Source organism: Streptococcus sp. 22.1 (assembly GCF_016648645.1).
Taxonomy (GTDB): Bacteria; Bacillota; Bacilli; order Lactobacillales; family Streptococcaceae; genus Streptococcus.
In genome coordinates this window covers 1-24,685 of record NZ_JACLQK010000008.1, presented here as the reverse complement: position 1 = coordinate 24,685, position 24,685 = coordinate 1, and the positions used below count along the sequence as shown (strand labels likewise).

Below are 24,685 nucleotides of genomic sequence, written 5' to 3'. Positions count from 1 at the left end.
TTAATCTTCTTTTGGTGTAATAGACAATAATTGGACAAAACGGTGTTGTGCTGATTCCGTTTCAAGCGTGACATTATCGTATCTAAAGAGAATCTCTTCGATATTTGCCAAGCCCAATCCTCGACCTGTTCCTTTTGTTGAAAATCCTCTTTGTTTCAAAGGAGCTACATCAATAGAAGCTTCCTTAGTTGAATTCTCAACAACAATAACGGATTGATTTTCCATCTTAAAGATAGCAATAGATAATTTTGGTTTATCTGCTAATACAGTAGCTTCAATAGCATTATCACAAAGAATTGATATGATTGTAATCAAGTCGAGTGGACGCATATCTGTGAAGAAGACCCCCTCTTCAACCTCCACATGACATTGAATACCTTTATCAAAAGCCTCAGCCACTTTAGATGATAAAAGACTCTTAAGTGGCATATTGGTCACACGAGTTAATTTTGCCAAATCAAACTTTTGCTGCTTCAAATCTGACGCCGAATCTTTCAAGACACTATCATAAATCATCTTGATTTGATCAATGTCTTTCATCTGGATGGCTTCATTAAGCGAAATCATAACATTAGTATAGTCGTGACGGAAACTGCGTAGCGTTTCGTAAAGACTTTCGACCTGCTCAGAATACTTCTCTAAATCATCCAAGTGACGTCGATTTTCTTTTCTACGCTCATTTTCAAAGAATTCATCTGCATATTTATTAACCTTGTAAACAGCATAAAAAATAGCTACAAACCCCACTAAGGTTATCACATGTCCAGCATAGTACAAGGCAAAAAATCGCGAGGCCACGACGACAGAATAGTTCAAAATCACATAGCTAATCAAGATAAAGTTAGTGAAAAACATAATCCGACCAAATTTACGATCTCGCTCTAAGACCCTTAAATATTTAAAATCAATGTTAAGGAGCTTGGATAGAGCGACAAATGTTGGAATAATTAAAAGGTCAAAGAAAATGAAATAAAGATAACTTCTGTTTAGAAAATCCGATGTGATGCCGAACCCTGGCATCAGGAAGTAGGCATAACCATTAAAAATCAACAGATAGAGAACTAGAGGATAGAAGGCATAAAAAGCCAACATATTGGTGGTTCTCTCCTTGCCATAGAAATAGGCATAGAAAAGAAGGTAGAACGGTGTCATAAAGGACAAACCGACATTATATGACATCCCCAGTATTCCCCCTATACATTCAACCAGGAACGCAATAGGAAGGATCATACGTGGTACCTTGACCAAGCTGGTCTTTTCGTAGATCCACTGTATGACAATGAAATGCAAAAGATATTCTAATGCAATTTGCAAATTGAGCATCATTTAATGGTTAGCCACCTCCTTCTAGTCATCTCTAAATATACGGCAAAAAGCCATAACACTATTCTATCACAATTCCTGATAATAGATGAGATAAAATTAAATAATTATCTTGAATTTCAGAAAATTTTCAATAACGATTAGAGAAGAAGGGGAAAATCTAAGACCTAACGATTTTTCAAACGTTCCAAAAGTTCCTTTTTACGTGTCCGCGATAGGAGGCATGACTCGTTTCCCTCAAAGAAGACCATATTAGCTGTACGATCCACACTTGTCACATTATTCACATTGACAACAAAAGAGCGGTGCGTTTGGAAGAAAATATCATCCAATTTTGCTACTTCTGCAATTTTCCCATAGAATTCCACTAGGTTTGACTTGGTATGAGCGATTAACTTATGTGGCACAGGGGCTGTCTCAATGTATAAAATGTCATCATAAGGAATATTAACATCATTTTTATCCGTTTTAACAGTTAGACTCTGTGCCTTGGTTTCTTGCTCAACCTGTGAATAAGCAAAATCTAAAAGTTCTACTAAAGCTCTCTTAAGATCCACATCTTCCATGGATTTATCGACAAAGTCTAGAGCTTGAATCTTATAACGGAAGGTCAAGGGCATAAACTCCGAGTAAGCTGTAACAAAGGCAATTTGTGCTTTCAAGTCTTCCTTACGGATTTCAAGCCCAATATCTAGTCCCTGCTTAGTTTGATTTTTAAGGTCAATATCCAAAAGATAAACCATGGATTTACCCGAACCTCTATCAGCATCTAACAATTCCTGACCCTGTTCATAAAAAGTAATCCCATCAACAACGGCCTTCGACTCCTCAACTGCTTCGTCCAATAAACGACCAACACGATGACGCTGCAAGGCATCATCTTCAAGGACGATAATAGAAAGCATCTTATTTCCCTCTTTCTTTCTAATATACTTTAATATACCTACCTAATATTTTATCATAATTAATTGGATAATATTCCTTTTTTTACAGCATAAAGTCTTTTTATCTCACCTAATTTCATTTATAAAACAATTGTTATCTCATTGTCACTTTATATTCATTTTTAGGTGTTACCATGAGAACTGCTTTTGTTTTAAATTAAAAAGGAGAAAGTTATGTTACATTCTTTTAAAACGCAAGGGACTAAGACAAAGACCTTGTTGACCCTTGCAACTGTCGGTATAATTAGTGCTTTTCTTGTAGGAAGTCCTCAGCATGCCTCTGCGGATCAAACCTATGTTTCAGATCCTAATCAAACTCTGACATTTTCCGAACTTGAAACAGGTACAACTACAAATACCATCGCTCAAACAGGTGTTTCTACTGAAACACCTACTACTGTGACTACTATATCACATACCTCTGTGGATGATCTTCATACACATGAAAATGACTATGAACAAACTCCCACAAACACTCCAACTTTTGAGGAATTGAAACAAAATAGTCAAACAGCTAGCAGTACTGTCGACAGCCAAACTGGAAGCAAAACCTATGAGACTAGAATTCCGACAAATACAGATAGCAATCATAAGGCTGTAGAAAACCAGTCTAAACCAAAGACCGAAACTGTCGCTCAAGCACAAACCTGGTCAAAAGATGGTGCCACATGGGTTTCAACAGAAATTAATAATGGTAATGTTCATAAGATTCTATCTACTTATATTCCAAAACCATTAACACCTTCTACAAAACCAACGACAACAGCTACACCAAAACCTAAACAATCAACTCCTGCTGTTAGTCAACCTAAAAAACCAGCCACAGTTGCTAACAAACCTACTGCACCTACAGTTCAACCTAAGAAACCAACGACTGTTGTAAACAAACCAGCGACTTCTACAACGACACAACCTAAGAAGCCAACAACGACTGTCACTAAACCAACAACTCCTAAAGCCACTCCTATCCAACCTGCTAAACCAGTGGACCGAGTTGCTCAAGTATGGCAAAAGAATAACGAACTCGTAAAAGAGAATTACGATACTCCTCACTGGTCAAGTAAGGAAGCGACAGTTTTCATCAATGCTAAAAATCCTGAAATCGTGAATGCCTACAAACAGGCTATCACTTCTTGGAATAACACTGGTGCCTTCAATTTCTTGCTCACTAACGATAAACAAAAAGCCAACATCATTGCTGATGAACGTTATGAAGGTAATGTGGCAGCTCCTCTTGGAGTTACCTACTCTACTTACTACCTCCCAACTAAGCAATATAGTAATGCTACTGTTTACTTGAACACCTTCCATGTTCAAAACAATTATTACCAAAAGAACGGTGGGAAACTCCTTAACACTGCGCAACACGAATTAGGACACTCAATTGGACTTGAACACAACAGTGCCGTTGCCTCTGTAATGGAACCTAAAGGTGGTAAGACAAGTATCCAACCTGTTGATATTAACAATGTTAAGAAACTCTATAGCAAGATTTAAGTTCTTACACCATCACTACAAATATAAGCAGACCTATCAGGTTCTGCTTTTTTTATACAAGTGAGATGACCATTCAAGACCAGAAAATGACTGTTCATGATTTTTTCTTACATATTTTGAGATTATGTAAAGTTTTCTTCATTTTTTTTGGTAAAATAGAAAGTGTAAAGAGAGACCGGATGAGTTAGAAAACTAAACTTTGTTAGTTTTTGCTCACTATTCTCATAAACAGAATAAAAATAGTCTAGGAACCCTTCTTAACATTTATACCTATCTTCCCCAAACACTTTTCCCCCATTCCTAGATTTCCAGATCTCTCCTAATAAAGAACGTCTAGCAACAGCAGTTAGGCGTTTTTTAGTGTAGTTAAAGCACATAGTCATCGATATTATCCCAGTAGATTTGTAAACACTCAGAAAAATTTTCACAAAATACCATTCAAGACCAGAAAATGACTGTTCATGATTTTTTCTTACACATTTTAAAAATTTGTAAGTTTCCTCTGGTTTTTTTGGTACAATAGATAATGTAAAGAGAGACCTAATGAGTTGTAGATAAGCATTTTATCATTTAAGACTTATTGTTCTCATAAAAATTTTCTAAATAGTCTAGGAACCCTTCTTAACATTTATACCTATCTTCCCCAAACACTTTTCCCCATTCCTAGATTATCAGATCTCTCACAAGAAAAGCGTCTAGCTCACCCGGCCAGGCCTTTTTTCTTTTTCCATACTTTTGCTATAATAGAGCCATACTGTTTGAAAGGAACTCATAAAATGACTATAAATCAGCAACTTCTTTGCTACAAACGTTTACCAAACTGGACAGCTACAACACTTCCAGAAATGGTGACGCAAAAACACAATACTAAGGTAGGAACTTGGGCTAAATTGACCATTCTATCAGGATCTCTCCGCTTCTACGAATTAGATGAACAAGGACAGGTTACTGCAGAGCACCTTTTTACCCCCGAGACAGAGATTCCTTTTGTTGAACCACAAGCTTGGCATCGCATCGCTGCTGCATCAGATGATTTGGAATGCTATCTTTCTTTTTACTGTAAACCTGAAGACTACATGGCTAAAAAGTATGATACTAAAGCCCACTCCGAGGTTCTTGAAGCAGTCCAATCTGGTCATATCAAACCTGGTCGTACCCTTGACCTAGGCTGTGGTCACGGCCGTAACGCTCTTTATTTGGCATCTCTTGGGCATGATGTTACAGCCGTTGATGTTAATAACGAAGCTACACAACGCATCCAAATGATTGCAGATGAGGAAAATTACAATGTTAGAGCTGGCTACTACGATATCAATGCTGCTGCTCTTCCTGAGTCTGAAACCTTTGATTTCATCCTCTCAACAGTCGTCTTTATGTTCCTTGATCCCGATCAAATTCCGGCTATTATCAAGAATATGCAAGAGCGTACTGTTGTCGGTGGCTACAACCTAATTGTTTGTGCCATGGACACAGAGGAGCACCCTTGTACCATGCCTTTCCCATTTACTTTTGAAGAGGGTGAGTTGAAGAACTACTATAAAGACTGGGAGTTAGTCAAGTATAACGAAAATCTTGGTCACCTTCACCGTTTAGATGAGCATGGCAATCCAATCGCCCTTCAATTTGCGACCATGTTAGCCAAGAAGGTTAAATAAGAGCGAATGATTGTAAAAGAACTGATTACAACTTGACTTGTCATCAAATTAAAAACTAGGATTCCAACTGGAATCCTAGTTTTTAATTGTTTACAATATCTGCATATCCCGATTTAAGGTCTGCATTTTCTGTTTCTTTGACATAATAGACACCACCATTAGTAGTTGGTGAGTAGAGGACAAATGGAGTCCCATCTTTTTTTATGGTAAAGAAATAACGGTGAACAGAGACATTTTCCCATCTCTCGTAAACCGAAACAATGGTATACTCCGAATTGCTATTACCATTTGCAGCATAAGTAGCATCCACAGTCTGGTTATGGTCTGACATCCAACGGATAGGCAAAGAAGAAGCCTCATTGGTGATTTCTTTGTATCCAGGCTGATTCATCTGATTGCCCCAAGAAACCATCAAACTAGCAAGTCGACTAGCTTTGTCATTAGTCCAACGTGGATTTTCAGTATAGGCTTCCTTGGCATGGTTAGCGTCAGGTGTATCAATACTTGCACTGCTAGATTCACTCGTCTTCGCATTTTCGATTGATGACGTACTTGACTTGGCATTAGCCTTATCTGTCGATGAGAATATCGAGCTAGCCACTGTGGCAGACGACTTAGTCTGTTTGACGTTCTTCATTGAACTAGAGACTAGAGTCAAGCCAATACCAACGACGATCGCTACTAGAGCCCCCAGAAGAATATAGATATAATTATAATTTTTCGAGATTCCAATAAGGCCAGACTGATAAGCTAACTGTAGTTCATCAGGTTTCGGTTTACGCCCTTGAACTTGCTCAAAACGACTTATCCATTCTGCTTCTGACAGCTTTCGCATAATTTTCCTCTTCTCTTTATCAATTATCTTCCATCCTATCATAGAACAGGGATGCTGACAATAGTAGAGAGAACTTGAGGCTTACCTTCAACCTATTATCCTTTATTTTCAAAATAACGACGAACAATCGGCGCCACTTCTTCACCATAAAGTTTAATAGCCTTTAGAACAGCCTCATGTGGCATAGAACCAATTGGGAGATGAAGCATGAAGCGATTTAGCTGTAAATCTTCAATAATACGAATGATTTTTTGAGCGACGTGAGCGGGGTCCCCAACGAACATGGCTCCGTTTGGTCCAACACTAGCATAGTACTGCTTTTTAGTCATTTCAGACCAATGTGGGCGATCCTTAGCAATGTTATCCACCGTTTGTTTCGTTGGATAAAAATAATTTTCTATCGCTTGGAAATTATTTTCTTCAATCCATCCCCAAGAATGAGCAGCCACCTTAAGTTGTTCATCCGAATAACCATTTCGAGCACCGATTTCCTTATAAACTTCTACTAATTTAGTAAAGGCCTTCGGATTTCCCCCAATTGTAGCATAGGCAATTGGCAAACCTTTTTCCGCAATTTGAATGGTCGACTCAATGTGACCACCTGTCGCTACCCATATCGGCAAATCATCTTGGACTGCTCGTGGATACACAGGGCGATTGTCAACAGACTGAGTATGATTACCTTGCCAAGTTCAATCGTCATAAATCTTTCCTCCAGTGATTCTTTTATTTGTTATGAGAATACATTATAACTAGTTAGTGATAATTACAAATAAAAAAACCTAAGACTCTATTTTCCAAGAAAGGCTAATAGGGTTAGGCAGAAAAGGAGAACTAAAGCACCCATGACCACTAGGAGACTAATCTTATAGCCTAGGGGATTTTTGGGATTTAAACTAGTTCCAACGCCATACCTACGGAGGACAAATAAGGGTTCTGAGGGAGATTGCTTAAGGTTGTAGCCTAAGAGATACCTTAAGTAAAATAAAAAGAAGACACTCATCCCTGGAAAAATGACAAGTGGAAGAATAATTCCCTGTGACCACCAAATCATGATTGTAAGAATGATTTGTATCAACAAGAGAACCCAAAACATGTAATAAATGTATGATTGCTTTTTCATTAATATGTACCTCTCAATCTAAGATTAGTATACTCCTCCTAGCTTCTCTTATCAATCCCATAACTCGCCTGACATCTTATTTTCTGCTACAATAGATAGGAACAATTCAAAGAAGGAAACTGTACACATGAAATTAATTTCTTGGAATATTGATTCCCTAAATGCCGCTCTTACTAGTGACTCTGCTCGCGCTCAACTATCACGCGCAGTTATCCATACCTTGGTCGCTGAAAATGCAGACATCATTGCTATTCAAGAGACAAAACTGTCTGCCAAAGGTCCGACTAAAAAGCATTTGCAAATCTTGGAAGACTATTTCCCTGACTATGACAATACTTGGCGTTCATCTGTTGAACCTGCCCGTAAAGGTTATGCTGGAACCATGTTCTTGTATAAAAAAGAATTGAATCCAGTCATTACCTATCCTGAAATCGGAGCACCTTCAACCATGGACTGTGAAGGGCGTATCATCACTCTCGAATTTGACAATTTCTTTGTGACACAGGTCTACACACCAAACGCTGGTGATGGCCTCAAACGTCTGCTTGAACGTCAAATCTGGGACGAAAAATATGCGGATTACCTAGCTGAATTGGACGCTCAGAAACCAGTTCTTGCGACTGGTGACTATAATGTTGCCCACAAGGAAATCGACTTGGCTAATCCTTCAAGTAATCGTCGTTCACCAGGATTTACTGATGAAGAACGTGCTGGTTTCACTAACCTCCTTGCCAAAGGATTCACAGATACCTACCGTCACCTCAATGGCGACGTTACAGGAGCCTACACTTGGTGGGCTCAACGTAGCAAAACATCTAAAATCAACAATACAGGCTGGAGAATCGACTACTGGTTGACTTCAAATCGTATTGCCGATAAGGCCACAAAGTCAGACATGATTGACTCTGGGGATCGCCAAGACCACACACCTATTGTCTTAGAGATTGATTTATAAAGTATCTCTAGACATAAATCACAAAAAGAGTAGACCTGCTACTCTTTTACTATGCCCAATAATTAAGGAGAAATATGAAAACAAAACTTAACACCACTCAAAAGCTCGTTCTGTCAGCTATAATGATGGCCCTTTACATCGCTATCCTCTTTGTGTCTCAAGCCATTTCATTTGGTGCGGTTCAAATGCGTCTGGCCACTGCTTTATATGGATTAACCTACATCTTCCCATTTTTGGTATTCCCAATTAGTCTGGCTAATGCCATCGCTAACTCTTTTGGCGGATTGGGATTAATTGACGTGGTCGGTGGCTTCTTTGCTAGCTTTTTAACAACCGGTAGCATCTACCTCATCCGTAAAGCTAAGTTATCTAGCTGGTTTATCATTCTTCCAATCCTACTCATTCCTGCCTTAGTGGTTCCAATCTGGCTTAGCGCCTTACTCAAACTTCCTTATTTTGCTCTCGTTATTAATCTCCTCTTAGGACAATTAGTGCCTGCGATTTTGGGAGCAGTCCTGGTACGAGAGCTAGCTAAACGTGGATATAAAGACTAACAAAAACAAAAATATCTCTGCAATGTGCAGAGATATTTTTTTAGTAATGATATGCTTTCTTGTAAGCTTCTCTTGGTGTCAGTTTATCACCAGAGATAAGCAAACGGTAGTCAACATTAGTAGGATCTTTCTGATACTCATCAACCCAATCTTGATTCATTTCGAGGTAAAGATTATAAGTTCCCAACTCAGTCGAAACAGTACCTACCTTGTAAAAATCTTTATAACGCTTTTGGTTATCCGTTTTTTTCAATTTTTCATATCGATAATAGGTTCTGGCAAAGTCAGTGAACTGGTATTCTTTCTTATCTTTTCCAGAGCCAGTTGTAACTTCAATGGTGCCCTTGTTATTTGTTAAATGTAAATCATAATCATAGTCATTGTGACTATTCACTTGGAAGACACCTGAAGTGATATCACTGTCATCAGAGAATGTCTGAATATCAGCGAACTTAGCAGCCTGCCAAGAAGCAGGGACTCCTTCATACTCACCATCGCTTTGCAAGCCTAAAAGTGACCAATAATGACCAAGATAGAAGGTATTAGACTTATCACGATCTGTCACCAGTTCACCAACCATCTTAAGGTTTTCAGCACCTAGACGGTAAGGGTTAGAGAGATAACCAAAGACTGGGAAGAAATAAATGATGACTGTAAAGGTCAAAAGAGTCTTCATATTAATCTTATTGATAGCCCAGAAGAAATAAGCAGCTGAGAACAAGAGAGCGTAAGCTGCACCATAGCTAAACTTATGCGCATGGGCAATCAAAAGCAAAATGAAGAAAATAGGTTGGATAGGACGAATCTTATGATAGATGATAGAGAAAACATCCTCCTTGTCTTCCTCAGATTTGAAAATCAAGGACAAGACAATAGTCAAGAGTACAAAGAAGGCGCCAAACCCGAAACCAACATCATTTGGACGGAAGAAGTAAGCCAAGATGGACATGTCCATTACCAATAGCCAGACAGATGCAAATTTGACCATGTTGTTACCAAATTTTGCAGCTGTTTGACTTGGTGCCTTCAAAGGTACCTCAAAGGCTTGTGCAAGTGCTCTTTCTTTGGCTTGGCGTTCGGCCTCTATTGCCGCTTTCATTTCCTTAGTACGGCGTTCCTTTTGGAACAAATGGGCAACCTTGGTCGGTTCATCTTGTCTCGACTTGGTAATGCTCAAAAAGAGCAAATATTGCATAGCAAAGATGAGAGCTGTGTTCCCACCGTATTCTAGGAAGGAACCATCCCAAATACTAGAAACAACTGCAAAAACGATATAACCTCCAATTGAGATTAAAACCGTCAAAAGCAAATGAATCCAACGATAGCGGTAAGTGTATTTATCAGTTGTATCTCGTCTCAAAAACGTGTCACGTGGGTAAAGATACCAGATAACGAAGATAAGTTCAATGGCCTGAACTGCTGTTAGAAAACCAACATAGTTGAAGCCAAAAACGGCTGCTACCACATTGATGAGATAGGAAATAATAGCCAAAACTCGCAGACTGGTGCGCTTAGACAAGAGTCCAATACTCATCAGGGTGATAGTTGAGAAGGCAGAAAAACCAGCGCCCATCTTATTATCAAAGATAAACACATTGACAAAGGCAAAAATCAAGATTCCTAGAAGAGTTAAGACTTGTTTTTGCATTTCTTTTTTCTTTTCTTTCATATTTTCCCTCCTTATGAAAATGATAACGCTTCCGTATTCCTATTTTAACACAATTATACTATTTTTGTCAGATTTGAAAAGACATTCGGATAATCGAATGCCTTTTTTACTAATTATCCATTGCTTCAATCTTAAGGAAAACAAAATCTCCATCAAAGCGTTGAATATACTTTTGAAAGCCTAATAAACTAAAGGTTTCAATCTCATAACGGACCTGATCAACACCATCACTAGTGCTTTCCTCTAACAGTTTAAGTTTTGGAATATCGGATTCCAAGACATCACGGTAAAGTCCTTTATACTCAAAGATAATTCGAGCCCACTCATTACCAGAAAGCATTGAGAAAGCCTGATAACGCACCTGCTCATCTGTAATAAGACGAGCTTCTTGTTCTGGACTGAGCGTGAAGGCGACGTCATTTTCAGATTTGTGAATGGTTTGGAAACGATCAACACGGAAATAACGGATTTCAGAGAACTGATAATCACAAGTAAAGTTATCATCCAGTTTGTAAGAAATACAGTAGAAATAATGGTTATCAAAAATGACTGAAATTGGAAAAACCTTATATTCCTCCACTTTTTCTCCTGGCTTACGGTAACTAAAAGACAAAGGACGTTGGTCCACAATGGCATCGAAAATGGCAGAAATAGCTGGTAAGAGTGACTTATCTTGATCCTGATAAATCTTAAGTTCTTGATAACTATCTAGTTCTAGCTCAGTCAATCGCTTGATACGTCTGCGCTCCTTGTCGTCTACAGCCCTCTCAACAAAGATGTTGATAATTTCTGCTACTTCATCCTTTCGAAGGGCACGACTCTCTAAAAGAATCTTAGATAGGATAACTGCCTGATTGTATTTAAGGTTACCATAGCCCTGTTCATACTGGGCATGATAAGAACCGTATTTTCTGGAATACTTAACCTTCATATTTGGACGTAACTCAGTCAAATTTTCCTTGAGTTCACTCACGTCCTCTTTAAGTGTACGCTCACTTATGCCAAAGCGAGCTAGGTAGTCCGTTTTTGAAATGTCATTTCCCTTTTCCAATTCGGACATAAAATACAAGAGACGTTTGGTTTTTGATGCTGTCATTATAAAATCCCCCTTTATAATCAAACCCCTTATTACTAAAAAATTGCTGTTTAGTTATTCATTATCATAGATAGTCATCCCTAGTAGCGACGAGCCACAGAATTATAGCTCAAATAATAGTCCTTTTTCTTTTCGTTATACTCAAAAGATAGTCTTAACAATTGTGCTTTCTCAATAGGACTATTCTGATCAGTGTAATCAAGATCAACTGACTTATGTATGATTCCTGATGAATGGACGTTGATACTTCTCTAGGACCTTTTTGCCTGAGAATGTTCCCTCACTACCTCAGACAAGGATGTTACTGGACCCAGATAGTCTTGGTCTTTAGTACGTAAGCTATTTATCTGCTCTTCCGTCCAATTACTGCTATAGTTATCAACCTCAGTGACACCATCAAGTGGATAAGTCGCTGTTCCACCATCATAGACAAAGCGTCCCTTTTCGTCCTTCACAAAAGAGAGATCAATATACTCATTGCCATCTCCACGGTCATATCTCACCTTGAGACCACTAGACTCCATCTCGACATAATTGCCCTTACCATGACTTTTAATAATCGAACGTAAGGTATCAGCCTTGGGTTTCAGATTTTCAAAATCTTCTTCCGTCCAGTTATAAATCGCAGACTCATCTTCGTAGTCTTTGGGATCATCACTATCAGGTTTATCCTCATCAAGATCTGACTGAGACATCTGCTGAATCAACCTGTATTTTTTCATAGCCCCTCGATAGACAGAACCACCTAAAGTGGCAAAGAAGGATAGTCCAATCAAGCCAACCACGATTGCGGTGAGGAGAAATCTACCTAGCTTCTGTCCCATTCTAAAGAGAATGATAACAAGGACAAAACATGCCACAATTACAGCCAGATACACAATTATCGGCTTATACTTCCAAGATAAGAAGACCGAGCCCCAGCTCACACTTAAGAGTATCAGTGGTAGAGCAAGAGTCAAAAAGAAATGCCGCTTCTCAGCTTTTTCCTCCTGAAAAGCAGATTCAAACTCTGGCCCTTTATTACTAAAAGCCGACTCAAAAGCCTGATCACCATTCTTTAGATGATCATCACTTAAATAATGTTCATTCTCTTTATTAAACCTCTACTCCTCTAAATATTCTATATAACAATTTCCCAGTTTTTTCTATTGTAACAAATGAAAGCGTCATTTTCTACAAATATACTTAAAAAGCAACCTATCTTAGGTTGCTTAAAGGTTTAACATTAGTCATTCTCAATTTTTTCAGCTTCTGTACTGAATTTTTGTGCGATGGCTTCAAGAGCTAATTCATCTGTATCTGGAAGAGTGATGGCATCATCAGAAATCTCATCAATATTTGCATAAAATTCAATATGATTCTTCAGATTTTGGAGATGAATTGGTGCATCACCACCGTATTCGCCATCGAGGTTAATCATCATACGATCATCACTTAAAGGCTCAATATACAGCGAGCTCGTTTTGATATAGGAAATTCTCTTATCGTAGATGTGTTTACCACCTTGGAGAATTTGACGAATGAGGTCAACCAATTCAAAGAGGTTAGCTGTCTTAACCATGATTAGAGTAAATTTACCATCATCCAGTTTAGCATCTGGGGCAATCGTTTCAAAGCCACCAACTGAATTGGTCAAGGCAACGAAAATCATGGAAAGACCACCTTCAGAAACATCCTCATCATGCGTAATACGAACAGGAACCTTCTTAACTTGTGGCAACAACTCTGCCCCCTTAACAAGGTAGGCCAAATAACCAAGTACTGTCTTTAAGCGACTAGGTACACTATAGGTTAGTTCCGTAAAGGAACCAGCAGCCGCAATATTGATGAAGTATTTGTCATCATAGGCACGGCCAATATCCATCTGAAGGGTCTGTTTTTTAGCGATAACCTTGGCTGCTTCAACAGGATTTCCTCTTGGAATCTTCAAGGCGCGTGCAAAGTCATTTGTCGTTCCCGTTGGAATAACCGCCATTTGTGGGCGTTTTTTAAGCGGGGCAATCCCAGAAACAACCTCATTGATTGTACCATCACCACCAGCAGCAATAACTAAGTCAAAGCCTGCTTTGGCCGCACGAGTGGCCTCATTTTTTGCTGAGTTCTCATCTGGTGTTGTTTGAAAGGCTGACGCTTCAAAGCCAGCACCTTCCAGAATATCCAAGACCTCGGCAACATTTTTTTTCATAATTTCTTGTCCAGATGTTGGATTATAAATTAAGCGGGCACGTTTTTGTTTCATATTGAACTCCTATAAATCCAGCAACCAAGCCTCATCTTTTACTTCAATTCCTAGGCTTTGTGCTTTTTCCAACTTACTTCCGGCATCACTACCAGCAACTACTAAATCTGTTTTCTTAGAGACAGAACCTGTCACCTTAGCACCCAGAGCTTCTAGTTTTGCCTTTGCTTCACTACGTTTAAGATGTTCCAATTTTCCTGTCAAAACAACTGTCTTACCAGATAAGATAGCATCATCTGCCACCTTTTGTCCAAGATAGGACAAATTAACGCCATAGGATTCCAGTTCTTTCATAAGAACTTGGGCCTCCTCCTTAGCAAAATAGCGCTGGATGGACTTGGCAATAACCTCTCCTAAACCATCTACAGTAGCAATAGCCTCGACATCTGCACTGGCTAACTCTTGTATACTGCCAAAAGCTTCTAGCAACTGCTTACTAACTTTGGCGCCAACATGACGAATACCCAAGCCATAGAGCAATTTCTCTGCAGAATTTTCTTTTGATGCTTGAATGGCTGCGTAAAGTTTTTCAGCCGACTTTTCTTTGAAACCTTCCAATTGAAGGAAATCCTGACTGTTCAAGCCATAGATATCAGCCACATCTTTAACCAATTCAGCTTTAAAGAGCTTTTCAACCACTGAAGGTCCCATACCTGCGATGTTCATGGCATCTCGAGAGGCAAAATGAATCAGGCCTTCCTTGATCTGAGCAGGGCAAGAAGGATTGATACAACGTAGGGCAACTTCATCTTCAAAATGTAAAAGACCACTGCCACAAGATGGACATTGAGTCGGTACTTCCATCGGCTCCTGTGTCGTACGCTTACTCTCTACTACACGAAGTACAGCAGGGATAATATCACCAGCTTTGTAGACAATTACGGTATCACCGATACGAATGTCTTTTTCGGCAATGTAATCTACATTATGAAGGGTGGCCCGACTAACCGTTGTCCCCGCTAATTGCACTGGAGTCAAATTAGCAGTCGGCGTTACTACACCCGTACGACCTACCTGCCAGTCCACTGAGAGAAGCTCTGCTTCCTTTTCCTCAGCCGGGAATTTATAAGCAATGGCCCAACGTGGCGCCTTAACTGTAAAACCGAGTTCTTCTTGCATGGCCAAACTATTGACTTTGATGACAACACCATCAATGTCATAGGCCAAGTGATCACGATCTTCTCCAACAGCTTGAATAAAGTCCCAAATCTCATCCATCGATGATGTGACAATGCGTCGTGGATTAACAGAGAAACCGAGTTCTGCCACTTCATTTAAGACATCATTTTGTGTTAGACGCTCCGTTGGACTAGCTTCCTGATAAAGGAAAGTCGCCAAACGACGCTCTGCAACCACTTTGGTATCTAATTGACGAAGAGTTCCTGCTGCAGCATTACGTGGATTGGCAAATTCGGCCTCACCATTTTCCTGGCGTTGGATGTTGATGCGTTCAAACTCAGCCCGTGGCAAGTAACACTCCCCACGCACCGTAATATTAAGAGGTTGGTCCAACTTCAAAGGAATATCTGAGATACGCTTGACATTTTCAGTGATATTCTCACCTACAAAACCATCACCACGTGTCGCACCTACCTGAAGAATACCATCCACATAGGTCAACGAGATAGAAAGCCCATCGATTTTGAGTTCAGCCATATAATCAGCATTAGGAAATTCGTCCTTAACCCTCTTATCAAAGGCATCTAGCTCTTCTCGTGAAAAAGCATCCTGCAAACTATAAAGCGGATACTCATGTTGATATTTTTCAAAACCATCAAGTACCAGCCCTCCCACACGATGTGTTGGACTATCTGCTTGAACAAGTTCTGGATGTTCAGCCTCCAAAGCTACAAGCTCACGATAAAGCTTATCATACTCGGCATCTGACACTGATGGATTATCTTCCGTATAATACTCTTTTGCATACTGGTTAAGTTTAACAACCAGCTCTTTCATTCGTTTTTCCATAGGAACATTTTAACATAAAAGCAGAAAAAAACGCCTTTACAGACGTTAATTTAGGAAACAAAATCAATAACTTTGGCCAATTTCTTAATAAGAATTGCACCAACTAAGAGAGAAGCCAGTTCTCCCATAGCAACAGTGAACCAAGTTGCCCAAAATGGTGCCTGAGTAACCAAGGTCAACTCAGCCGCAATTGTCACCATGAAGAATGAGAAGTAAAAGGCAAAGTAAACATGAGCCTTGTCAAAAAGTCCACCTAAAATATCTTGGTTCTTAAATCGGTCGAAGAAATAAACACCTGAACCGACAAAGACCAGTGTCGAGAGACTTCCGACAACCACATCAATCATGTTAAAGCTAAAGAAATTAGCAATTACACAGCCCAAAGTCACGGCAATGATATACTTGCGATTATAAAATCCTAAAAGATTGAACATTTCTGCAATTCGGAACTGGTAGGGACCATACGAAATTAAGTTAAAAGGTGGCACAACAGTCAAGACTACATAAAGAGCTGCCACAATAGCAATATGTGTTAAATCACGAACAGTTTGTTTTTTCATTTTTCCTCCATAATCATTATCTTTTTATTATCTACAAAGGATAATATTCCCGTCAAAAGAGCCTGGATCTCACCAAGCTCTCTTTATCATCTAGGAATCATCCTCATCTTTTTTGTGTTTTTTGCTGTCACTACCATCTCCAGAAAAGCTCTGAATAATAGTAATCACATCTCCTCTTCTACTTTTCAGTTCACCTTGTCTAAGCTCTTGATAGGTCGCATTAAAGACGGCCCCCAAAATCAAAATCCTGGCCAAGAAGATGAACCAAAGCATGAAGACGAAAATCATAATGGATCCAAATAACTTGATATCAACTAATCGACTCAAGGTACGAATCACATAAGTTCCAAACAAGTTGCTTAAATAGCCAATCACTAAAGTCGTAAAGATAGTCCCTGGCATAACATAGCGGATTTTTCGAATCTTCACATTCGGAAGCACAAAATAAAGCACCATCATTCCCAGAAAGACAACTGCAATACTCAGAGGCTGGATACTATTTAAAATAAACTGAGTCATCTTGGAACCAATAGGATAGGTCTGTGTAATAACTCTAAGGACCGACTGAATAATCGTAGACAGCATTAGTGCAAAGGTGAGCAGGAACAAGATGACCAGACTCATGAAACCACCAACAATGTGACTAATAAAGACATCACGGTGTTCTGAAGCACCATATACCTTGTTAATCGCCTTTTGAAGAGAAGACAAGGACTTAATCATTGTCCAGAATCCCGTCAAAGAGGCAACTCCCAACAACTGTCCAGAAGGTGTCGAGAAGATATCCTGAACAACGTTGGCTGCAGGTGCATAAAACTGCTTAGGAAGGTGCTCATTCATAAACTTCAAGAGATCAGTCGTATCAATATTCAGATAGGGAAAGACATTTGCCGCAATGACAATAAGCGGAAAAACCGTCAAAATGAGGTAGTAAGCCACTGCGATAGTTGAAATATCTATCTCTGCACTACGATAATGCCTAAGATAAACCTGCAAAGGGCGCCATTGGAGTTTATCCAATAGACGGGACATTAAGCCTTGTCGTTTCATATTAGTAAGTTCTTTCTTCGCCTTGAGAAGTCAAAATTACTGGACCATCCTTAGTGATAACAAATTGGTGCTCATATTGACAAGAAAGTCCACCGTCAAGAGTTTTGTGAGCCCAACCCGTTTCAAGGTCAGTATCGATTTCCCAAGTACCAGTGTTAATCATCGGCTCGATAGTCAAAACCATTCCTTCTTTGAGACGGAGACCTCGTCCAGCCACCCCATAGTTTGGCACCATTGGTTCTTCGTGCATTGTTGGCCCAACTCCGTGTCCAACCAAATCACGAACAACACCGTAACCACGACTTTCAGCGTATTCTTGGATAGCTGCACCGATATCACCGATACGGTTACCGACTACCGCTTGTTCAATGCCAAGGTACATAGCCTCACGTGTTACTTCCATAAGTTTTTTGACTTCGTCAGATGGCGTTCCAATCGCATAAGCCCAACATGAGTCAGCCAAACCGCCAGAATATGATTCCGTGTATTTTTTAACCTGAGCAACATTGTCAAAATCCAATTTTGACACATCAAGGACTGACTTATCGATAGGTTCTGACAAGACCATATCAACCTTCAAGAGGTCACCATCTTTCAAAATATAGTGACGTGGAAAGGCATGTGCCACTTCGTCATTAAGGCCACAGCATGTCGCATAAGGGTAATCCATAATGCTTCCCTCAACCCCAATCTGAAGGGGAAGGACATTCTCTTCTTTACAACGACGACGCACATACTCTTCCACTTCCCACATGTCTACTCCTGGTTTCAAGAGGTCACGTAGACCAATATGAATACTAGCAAGAAAATCCCCTGCCCTATCCATTGCTTCAATTTCACGTGCTGATTTTAATGTAATCATTGTTTTCTCCGTTTTCTTTATATCTTTTATTTTTAGTTACTAAGTTTTCTTAACCACAACGACTGATTTGCAGACGGTATGATTTCCGTGTGTAACCATAAGGTCCAGATGGGCTCTACGTCTGGTTTCAGCGATAATACTTGGTGTAATCGTCACCTTATCATCGATCTGAGCTGCCTGAAGAAAGTAAAACATCATCTCTTCAATCACAAGACCATTTTGTTCCTGCTTTTCCATGATACGATAGACAACCTCTTTAACCATCTCTGCAAGAACACCCTGAGTGAGGTTTCCAGAATTGTCAATCATAGTGGGCTCGACCTCAAAGCTGAAAGCATGCTTGTCCTGGTTTAGGTTAGCTATCATTTGATCGCTAAAGGTGTGCAAGTTGCCACGATTATTGTCCTGAAGTTCTTCCAAAACCTGACGACGGGTGATAACACCTAGATAGTGTTTTTCTTCATCCACAACAGGAATGATATCAAAGTCCTCAAAAATCATCTTTTGGGCCACAGTTGCCAGACTAGTCTCAAGTCGTGTCACCGTCGGCTTGGTCATTATTGCCTTGAGCATGGTCGTCGGTTGCTGATTAGACACATCTCGCATGGTCACAATCCCAATCACCTTGTCAGCCTCAGACAGAATAGGAAAACGCACCAAGTTCGTCCGTTTCACCAAATTCTGAAAATCCCTGACTGTCATTTCTGGAGTCATGTAGTTGTAGTCTTCTCGTCTGGTATAGACTTGAGCTACAGTCTTGATGTCTGTTTTGATACGGACATTCGAAAGTGCCTGGTTAATCATGGTTGCCACGGTAAAAGTATCGTAAGTTGTTACCATGACTGGAAATTGCTTCAAACGTGAAAGCTCTTTAACCCTATCGGAAACCTGAAAGCCCCCCGTCACTAGAATAGCATTATTGTGTTCTAGGGCAAGCAATTGAATATCCTCACGGTCCCCAACAATAAGAAGATCTCCTTTGGTTAGATAACGGGTGATATTCTCAATAGTCATGGCTCCGATATAGAACTTACTGAAGACACGTTCCAGACCTTCATGACCAGAGATAACCTCAGACTCTGTAATCTCCGCAATCTCCGCAAAGGTCAGCTTATCAAGGCGAACCTGGACTTTCTTTTCAATTCGAACCGTCCCACTCCGAGGACGTGTCTCAACCAACCCTCGATTTTCAGCTTCTTTAATTGCTCGATAGGCGGTTCCATCAGAAACCTGTAAGTGATTCGAAATACTACGGACACTAACACGCTTACCGATAGGTAAGGCCTCTAGATAATCTAGAATTTCTTGATGTTTACTCACAGTTCTCCTCCTTCTCAAAGCGGAGATAATCACGCATGGTACGGGTGTATCGGTCTGCTCCCTTAAAGCGGGACACAAGTTTAAAGCCAGACTTCTCTGCTACACGAATCGATGCCTTATTTTCCAAGTGGGCAATAAGAATAATACGATCCATTCCCATAGCTGTTAAAGCCAAATTTGACAGACAAGTAACTGCCTCTGTCATTAAGCCTCTACCCCAGTATGAGGCATTCAAAAAATAGCCAAGCTCTGCAGTCCGTTTCTGGACATCTATCTTTTCAAAACGAACGACGCCAATCATCTTTTCTAACTCTTTATCTACAATAGCCCATACACCTAGAGGCTCCTTCATGAAGTAATGAACCAAAAGGCAATCCGTTTCATGCTGTGTTTGAGTGGCAGGAAAGAAAAATTGTAGATTCTTAGGATTTGATACAATTTCGTGTAAATCAAAACGATCCAAAAAGATGAGTGGTCTAAAAGAAAGGCGCTCCGACTCAAAGAAGGCAAAAGCACCCAGACTAGTCCAAATATCCATGATAGTATTATAACACAGTTTTAGAAATGGAAAAAGGCTCAACCACTAGGGGTTGAACCTTAGACTTAATCTTCAATCAAACGAATATCTGCACCAAGGTCAGAAAGTTTCTCAATGATATTTGAATACCCACGAAGGATAAACTCAATATTGGTAATTTCAGTTTGACCTTCTGCCATAAGACCTGCCGTAACAAGCGCAGCACCTGCACGCAAATCACTGGCTTTTACTGGCGCACCTGAGAGTTGCGTTGGACCATTGTAAACAATTTGTCCACCGAGTACCTGAATATCAGCACCCATACGAGCCAATTCAGGAACGTGGTTCACACGCTTCTCATAAATCGTATCAATAATTTTTCCTCGACCACTTGCTTTCAACAACAATGGTGTCATCGGTTGTTGTAAGTCCGTCGCAAAACCTGGATAAGGTGATGTCTTAATATCAACAGGTTTTAAATCACCTTGCTCTTCAACAAAGATGGCATCTTCTTCAACTGTCATACGAACACCCATTGCTTCAAGTTTAGCGATAAAACTTTCAAGGTGTTCATAAAGAACATTTTTAACCTTAATTCCCTTACCGATAGCCGCGGCCATAGCAATGTAGGAACCCGCTTCAATACGGTCTGGAATAACCTGATGACGAGTGCCATGTAAGCTCTCTACACCTTCAATCGTGATGACTTCTGTACCAGCGCCACGAACACGTGCGCCCATATTGTTAAGAAGAGTTGCTACATCAATAATCTCAGGTTCACGCGCCGCATTCTCAATGACCGTACGACCGTCAGCCTTAGCCGCTGCCAACATGGTATTAATCGTCGCTCCAACACTGACCGTATCCATGTAGATATGAGCACCCTTAATGCGTTGACCAGCATCAGTCGCAATACGCATAGATTCGTCTTCATAGGAAATGCTAGCACCCATCGCTTCAAAAGCCTTAAGGTGAAGGTCAATAGGACGTGGTCCCAAATCACAACCACCAGGCAAACCTACGGTTGCTTGACCGTAACGTCCAAGCAAGCTACCGTAGAAATAGTAAGAAGCACGAAGACTGTTAATCTTACCAAATGGCATTGGCATATCCTTAACGCCTCGTGGGTCAATTTCGAGTGTTTCTCCATCACGCTTAACAGAACCACCCATTACTTCTATAATTTCAATTAGGTTATCGACGTCGCTGATTGCTGGTACCCCGTCAAGGGTAACCACTCCATCAGATAAAATGATGGCTGGAATCAATGCAACAACTGAGTTTTTAGCCCCTGATACTGTAACTTCTCCCTGAAGTTTCTTACCACCATTGATGATAATTTTACGCATACTGTTCAATCTTTCTTATACTGGAATATTAGCTTTTACATTCTACCATAGATTGAAGTGCATGACAAATTAAGAACTCTAACAATTATCGGACAGTTTCACTTGACCATTTAAACCAGCCCTTAAAACGGATGGCTCCGTCTTTATCTGTTCGTAAAATTTTAATGTGGCGTTGCTTAAAACGTTCTATTGTTTCATCATTTGGATGTTTATAACGATTGTTCTCACCAGCTGAAACAAGTGCAAGGGAGGGGTGCAGCTGGTCCAAAAAAGCTTCAGACGAAGAACCTTTTGAACCGTGGTGTCCAGCTTTGAGGACGCTTGCCCTTAAAGTTGGATAGCTGGCCATTAGTTCCTCCTCTCCTTCTTTTTCCAAATCACCAGTAAACAAAAAACTGCTTCCTAATAATTTTCCGTAGAGAACTAGCGAATCATTGTTACCGCCATCACCAACTTTATTTGGATAAAGAACCTGTAGATTGCTTCCCATCATGGGTAATTTGTCGCCAGCCTTTAGAGTGTGAACTGGGCATTTTATAGTCCGAAGTCTTTTAACAAAGCTAGACTTAGTCAAAGCCCCCTGACTGACACAGATTTCCTTAATCTTAAAACACTTGGCCACTTCTTCCAAATCACCAATATGGTCTGTGTCTGTATGCGTCAGGACCAGATAATCAATTTGAGACACTCCTCTAGCCTGTAGATAGGGAATCAAGGTTTTCTCCGCATTGCTCGTCTGGCTAGACTCTTGCCATTTTTCTTTAGTTCCAAACGTCACCTTGCCACCCACATCAATTAGGATGGTATCACCTTTCATACTCCTCAGAAAAATACTATCTCCCTGACCAACGTCAACCACAGTCACCTCATTGGTTAAAGGATGTTTGACCCAGACCATCAAAAGTCCAAAAATCATCAAAAGGCAAATCCTAAACTGAGGCTTTTTCCAAAAATCAAAGAGCATAACCAATACTGCTATCATCAAGCCAAACTGAAACAAACTAGGTTTCCCTAAAATCAAAGGTTGACCTATCCAGGATTGTATCCAAGTCAAAAAGGACTCCATCCATTCAAAAAGTGGGTTGATTTGAGAAAAGATTACCAGTCCTGAGAGGGCAAAGAATACTGTCAAGACAGGCAAGAGAAAGCTATCAAATACTATGGAAAAAATCGCTGTTAGAATTAAACTAACTGGTTGAAAGGTTCCATAATAGTAGGTTAAAAAGGGCAAAATCCCAAGACTCAATACCAAGCTCGTATAGATTGATTTCTTTAAAGATGACAAGTCCTCAAAATCAAACAAACACAACAAGAAGGCATAGGAACAACTTAATACACCTCCCACTGTTAAGAGAAAATGGGGTAACAAGAGAAACAATAGAAGCAAGGTTAGTCCCATATTGTCCAGTTTTTTAATACCAAACTCAGCCAGCAAACTTTGAACCAAGGAACGTAGGACTGAAGCTGTCCATCCTGTCATTAAGCCATAACATAAGGAAAAAGGCAGCAAGACGATAAATAGATAATCTTTAGGAAGGCCCAAGCGTAGAAGTCCGTAGCGAAACCATCCCCAAAAAAAGCCCACTTGCATCCCCGAAAGTGCGAATAGATGAATAATACCTAAACTTGTGTAAAGCTGGCTCTGCTCATCAAACTCCTTATCCAAATACCCAAAGAGCAGGCCTGTCATATAGTGTCTCATAGGACTAGGAAAGTGCGTCTGGATATGAACCAAAGCCCTCCTCCTCAGTTGATGGAAAAATGCTAGGGGAGATAGAGATTTTTGAGGTACCACTTGGTCCAAGCGCTCAATCTGAGCGATTCGATAAATGCCTTGACTGGCTAGATAAGACTGATAATTAAACCCTTGAAAATTACGCTGAGCAGTTGCTTGAGATAAGTTTATTTTTCCCTTCAATACCAACGTTTGGCTAGTAGTCTTGAAAAAATGCTGCTCCTTCTCAGATTTGAGTCGGTAAAAGACCTGATAGGTTTGTCCCTTTGCCTTACCGATAGCTGATAATTGCTCACCATTAACCGATAGCGTATCAACAACCAGAGTCACCTGATTGATTTCAGCAGGGGCTTGTTTATCTTGTATAGTAGCTCTGTGGTGCAAGAATAAAAAGTAGACCAAAAAGAAACTACCTACAAGTCCCACCAACTTTAGGGCTGTCTTATTCTTCCAATGATGCTTCAAAAGACAGACCATCAGAAAGACAAAAGTCCCAATAGCATAAACATTAGTGACAAAAATCGTAAAATAAAGGGCAGCTATTAAAAGAGACAAGGAAAAAAGACTGATTGGCGCTTTTTTAAGCCACATAGAGGGACTCTCTGATTTTATCTAACGTTTTATCACCAATTCCTGAAACATTTTTCAGGTCATCTACGGACTGAAAGCCGCCATGATTTTCGCGATAGGCGATGATATCCTCTGCTCGCTTAGCTCCAATTCCAGAAATGGTTTGCAATTCCTCTGCAGTCGCTGTATTTAAGTTAATTTTCCCATCCTTAGCATTAGTTTGCCCTCCTTTGTTAGACACCTGACTAGTTCCTGATTGACCAAGGACAGAAAGGTTTTCATCCTTAGTTGCCACATAGATAACCTCTTCGTCTGACAAGCTTGCGGCTAAATTAACACTCTTAGCATCCGCATCCTCGGTCATTCCCCCAGCGGCTTTGATGGCGTCAGTCACCCTAGCGCTTGCTTTTAAGGTATAAACACCTGGATTGGCCACAGCCCCCTTAACATCTACCGTTACTTTTGACTTGTCCTTTTCACTTCCTTCGGTCTTTGACTGGGAAGACGCCTCAGAAAGAGACTGTGAACTTTGTTTGGATGAGGAGGTTGACAATGTTGTCACATCTGTATAAGACGTCTCCGCCTCCATGCTGTTGCCGGCACCACAAGTCATCCATAGAAAGAAGCAAAAAATCACCATCAGTACAGCGATGACACTCACAAACAGACGATTATCTTTGACATAGGCTAGAATCTTTTCCTTCACGCTATTCTCCTTAATTGATATATTTTCTTTCTTATTCGTAAAAAATTTTAAAAATATATCAAAAAGTAAAAAACTCCATCAGTGAACTGCACCCCAAAAGTTAGACAGAAAAAATCTAACTTTTGGGGTGTTTTTATTATGAAATTGACTTATGAAGA

Annotated in this window: 21 protein-coding genes and 1 pseudogene; 4 read left to right on the top strand and 18 right to left on the bottom strand. The window is 40.1% G+C overall.

Annotated features, from left to right (window positions below):
- Entirely contained in the window at positions 1-1,179 is a 1,179-nt protein-coding gene (locus H7U04_RS05525) for a sensor histidine kinase (protein ID WP_037601828.1), read from the bottom strand.
- 311 nt (positions 1,180-1,490) lie between these two features.
- Positions 1,491-2,228, bottom strand: coding sequence for a LytR/AlgR family response regulator transcription factor (locus H7U04_RS05520; RefSeq protein WP_002891534.1), 738 nt, complete (start codon positions 2,226-2,228; stop codon positions 1,491-1,493).
- 213 nt (positions 2,229-2,441) lie between these two features.
- Here H7U04_RS05520 and H7U04_RS05515 point away from each other — a divergent pair, with 213 nt between their 5' ends.
- Together H7U04_RS05515 and tehB are read left to right on the top strand one after the other, a co-directional pair.
- Entirely contained in the window at positions 2,442-3,764 is a 1,323-nt protein-coding gene (locus H7U04_RS05515) for a matrixin family metalloprotease (RefSeq protein ID WP_110981120.1), read from the top strand.
- Between the two features lie 776 nt (positions 3,765-4,540).
- Complete coding sequence (tehB, locus tag H7U04_RS05510; protein WP_110981121.1) at positions 4,541-5,419, top strand: SAM-dependent methyltransferase TehB; 879 nt, start codon at positions 4,541-4,543, stop codon at positions 5,417-5,419.
- Positions 5,420-5,501: 82 nt separating this feature from the next.
- On the opposite strand, the gene H7U04_RS05505 is transcribed toward tehB, so the two are convergent.
- The 3 genes and pseudogenes from H7U04_RS05505 to H7U04_RS05495 all read right to left on the bottom strand — a co-directional run bounded on the left by H7U04_RS05505 (position 5,502) and on the right by H7U04_RS05495 (position 7,377).
- Positions 5,502-6,254: a DUF4767 domain-containing protein gene (locus H7U04_RS05505; RefSeq protein ID WP_073685864.1), complete on the bottom strand. Its 753-nt coding sequence runs from the start codon at positions 6,252-6,254 to the stop codon at positions 5,502-5,504.
- Positions 6,255-6,349: 95 nt separating this feature from the next.
- Positions 6,350-6,943, bottom strand: a pseudogene (locus H7U04_RS05500) (LLM class flavin-dependent oxidoreductase); the annotation flags it as partial.
- A 101-nt stretch (positions 6,944-7,044) separates the two neighbouring features.
- On the bottom strand, positions 7,045-7,377 hold the full coding sequence (locus H7U04_RS05495; RefSeq protein WP_013991023.1) for a hypothetical protein: 333 nt from the start codon (positions 7,375-7,377) through the stop codon (positions 7,045-7,047).
- Between the two features lie 127 nt (positions 7,378-7,504).
- Between H7U04_RS05495 and H7U04_RS05490 the strand changes: the two genes are divergently transcribed.
- Complete coding sequence (locus H7U04_RS05490) at positions 7,505-8,332, top strand: exodeoxyribonuclease III (protein WP_110981122.1); 828 nt, start codon at positions 7,505-7,507, stop codon at positions 8,330-8,332.
- 74 nt (positions 8,333-8,406) lie between these two features.
- The gene (locus tag H7U04_RS05485; RefSeq protein WP_110981123.1) at positions 8,407-8,886 is read left to right on the top strand and encodes a QueT transporter family protein; all 480 of its coding nucleotides are present in this window, start codon (positions 8,407-8,409) and stop codon (positions 8,884-8,886) included.
- Between the two features lie 40 nt (positions 8,887-8,926).
- Here the strand turns inward: H7U04_RS05485 and H7U04_RS05480 are convergent, their stop codons facing one another.
- The 13 genes from H7U04_RS05480 to H7U04_RS05420 form a co-directional block, all read right to left on the bottom strand.
- Positions 8,927-10,555 carry a hypothetical protein gene (locus H7U04_RS05480; protein WP_110981124.1) on the bottom strand — a complete coding sequence of 543 codons (1,629 nt, stop codon included), beginning with the start codon at positions 10,553-10,555 and terminating at the stop codon, positions 8,927-8,929.
- 109 nt (positions 10,556-10,664) lie between these two features.
- Positions 10,665-11,651 (bottom strand): helix-turn-helix transcriptional regulator, encoded by a 987-nt coding sequence (locus H7U04_RS05475; protein ID WP_110981125.1) that lies wholly within the window; start codon positions 11,649-11,651, stop codon positions 10,665-10,667.
- A gap of 251 nt (positions 11,652-11,902) precedes the next feature.
- Positions 11,903-12,475 carry a hypothetical protein gene (locus H7U04_RS11385; protein WP_257056784.1) on the bottom strand — a complete coding sequence of 191 codons (573 nt, stop codon included), beginning with the start codon at positions 12,473-12,475 and terminating at the stop codon, positions 11,903-11,905.
- Between the two features lie 401 nt (positions 12,476-12,876).
- A complete protein-coding gene (locus H7U04_RS05465) occupies positions 12,877-13,890 on the bottom strand; it encodes a diacylglycerol kinase family lipid kinase (RefSeq protein ID WP_201059393.1) in 1,014 nt (337 codons plus the stop codon).
- A 9-nt stretch (positions 13,891-13,899) separates the two neighbouring features.
- Positions 13,900-15,858 (bottom strand): NAD-dependent DNA ligase LigA, encoded by a 1,959-nt coding sequence (ligA, locus tag H7U04_RS05460; RefSeq protein ID WP_110981127.1) that lies wholly within the window; start codon positions 15,856-15,858, stop codon positions 13,900-13,902.
- 50 nt (positions 15,859-15,908) lie between these two features.
- A complete protein-coding gene (locus H7U04_RS05455) occupies positions 15,909-16,418 on the bottom strand; it encodes a QueT transporter family protein (protein ID WP_004183169.1) in 510 nt (169 codons plus the stop codon).
- Positions 16,419-16,508: 90 nt separating this feature from the next.
- The gene (locus H7U04_RS05450) at positions 16,509-17,468 is read right to left on the bottom strand and encodes a YihY/virulence factor BrkB family protein (protein WP_110981128.1); all 960 of its coding nucleotides are present in this window, start codon (positions 17,466-17,468) and stop codon (positions 16,509-16,511) included.
- A gap of 1 nt (position 17,469) precedes the next feature.
- On the bottom strand, positions 17,470-18,330 hold the full coding sequence (locus H7U04_RS05445) for a methionyl aminopeptidase (protein WP_004183173.1): 861 nt from the start codon (positions 18,328-18,330) through the stop codon (positions 17,470-17,472).
- Between the two features lie 39 nt (positions 18,331-18,369).
- Complete coding sequence (gene spxR / locus H7U04_RS05440) at positions 18,370-19,650, bottom strand: CBS-HotDog domain-containing transcription factor SpxR (protein ID WP_070577035.1); 1,281 nt, start codon at positions 19,648-19,650, stop codon at positions 18,370-18,372.
- Positions 19,643-20,188, bottom strand: a complete 546-nt coding sequence (locus tag H7U04_RS05435; protein WP_048673823.1) for a GNAT family N-acetyltransferase — start codon at positions 20,186-20,188, stop codon at positions 19,643-19,645. Before H7U04_RS05435 ends, spxR begins: the two co-directional genes overlap by 8 nt.
- Positions 20,189-20,253: 65 nt before the next feature.
- Positions 20,254-21,516 (bottom strand): UDP-N-acetylglucosamine 1-carboxyvinyltransferase, encoded by a 1,263-nt coding sequence (locus tag H7U04_RS05430; protein ID WP_060971749.1) that lies wholly within the window; start codon positions 21,514-21,516, stop codon positions 20,254-20,256.
- Positions 21,517-21,601: 85 nt separating this feature from the next.
- A complete protein-coding gene (locus H7U04_RS05425; RefSeq protein ID WP_110981129.1) occupies positions 21,602-23,842 on the bottom strand; it encodes a DNA internalization-related competence protein ComEC/Rec2 in 2,241 nt (746 codons plus the stop codon).
- On the bottom strand, positions 23,832-24,527 hold the full coding sequence (locus H7U04_RS05420; RefSeq protein ID WP_110981130.1) for a helix-hairpin-helix domain-containing protein: 696 nt from the start codon (positions 24,525-24,527) through the stop codon (positions 23,832-23,834). Before H7U04_RS05420 ends, H7U04_RS05425 begins: the two co-directional genes overlap by 11 nt.
- Positions 24,528-24,685 lie beyond the last annotated feature (158 nt).

Bases quoted from the DNA above. Each gene is read 5' to 3' on its own strand.
- H7U04_RS05445 (WP_004183173.1), bottom strand. From the start codon at position 18,330: ATGATTACATTAAAATCAGCACGTGAAATTGAAGCAATGGATAGGGCA.
- H7U04_RS05450 (WP_110981128.1), bottom strand. From the start codon at position 17,468: ATGAAACGACAAGGCTTAATGTCCCGTCTATTGGATAAACTCCAATGG.
- H7U04_RS05480 (WP_110981124.1), bottom strand. From the start codon at position 10,555: ATGAAAGAAAAGAAAAAAGAAATGCAAAAACAAGTCTTAACTCTTCTA.
- tehB (WP_110981121.1), top strand. From the start codon at position 4,541: ATGACTATAAATCAGCAACTTCTTTGCTACAAACGTTTACCAAACTGG.
- H7U04_RS05505 (WP_073685864.1), bottom strand. From the start codon at position 6,254: ATGCGAAAGCTGTCAGAAGCAGAATGGATAAGTCGTTTTGAGCAAGTT.
- H7U04_RS05490 (WP_110981122.1), top strand. From the start codon at position 7,505: ATGAAATTAATTTCTTGGAATATTGATTCCCTAAATGCCGCTCTTACT.
- H7U04_RS05455 (WP_004183169.1), bottom strand. From the start codon at position 16,418: ATGAAAAAACAAACTGTTCGTGATTTAACACATATTGCTATTGTGGCA.
- H7U04_RS05515 (WP_110981120.1), top strand. From the start codon at position 2,442: ATGTTACATTCTTTTAAAACGCAAGGGACTAAGACAAAGACCTTGTTG.
- H7U04_RS05495 (WP_013991023.1), bottom strand. From the start codon at position 7,377: ATGAAAAAGCAATCATACATTTATTACATGTTTTGGGTTCTCTTGTTG.
- H7U04_RS05435 (WP_048673823.1), bottom strand. From the start codon at position 20,188: ATGGATATTTGGACTAGTCTGGGTGCTTTTGCCTTCTTTGAGTCGGAG.
- H7U04_RS05475 (WP_110981125.1), bottom strand. From the start codon at position 11,651: ATGACAGCATCAAAAACCAAACGTCTCTTGTATTTTATGTCCGAATTG.
- H7U04_RS05485 (WP_110981123.1), top strand. From the start codon at position 8,407: ATGAAAACAAAACTTAACACCACTCAAAAGCTCGTTCTGTCAGCTATA.
- H7U04_RS05525 (WP_037601828.1), bottom strand. From the start codon at position 1,179: ATGTCATATAATGTCGGTTTGTCCTTTATGACACCGTTCTACCTTCTT.
- H7U04_RS05520 (WP_002891534.1), bottom strand. From the start codon at position 2,228: ATGCTTTCTATTATCGTCCTTGAAGATGATGCCTTGCAGCGTCATCGT.
- H7U04_RS05425 (WP_110981129.1), bottom strand. From the start codon at position 23,842: ATGTGGCTTAAAAAAGCGCCAATCAGTCTTTTTTCCTTGTCTCTTTTA.
- H7U04_RS11385 (WP_257056784.1), bottom strand. From the start codon at position 12,475: ATGGGACAGAAGCTAGGTAGATTTCTCCTCACCGCAATCGTGGTTGGC.
- H7U04_RS05430 (WP_060971749.1), bottom strand. From the start codon at position 21,516: ATGCGTAAAATTATCATCAATGGTGGTAAGAAACTTCAGGGAGAAGTT.
- H7U04_RS05465 (WP_201059393.1), bottom strand. From the start codon at position 13,890: ATGAAACAAAAACGTGCCCGCTTAATTTATAATCCAACATCTGGACAA.
- ligA (WP_110981127.1), bottom strand. From the start codon at position 15,858: ATGGAAAAACGAATGAAAGAGCTGGTTGTTAAACTTAACCAGTATGCA.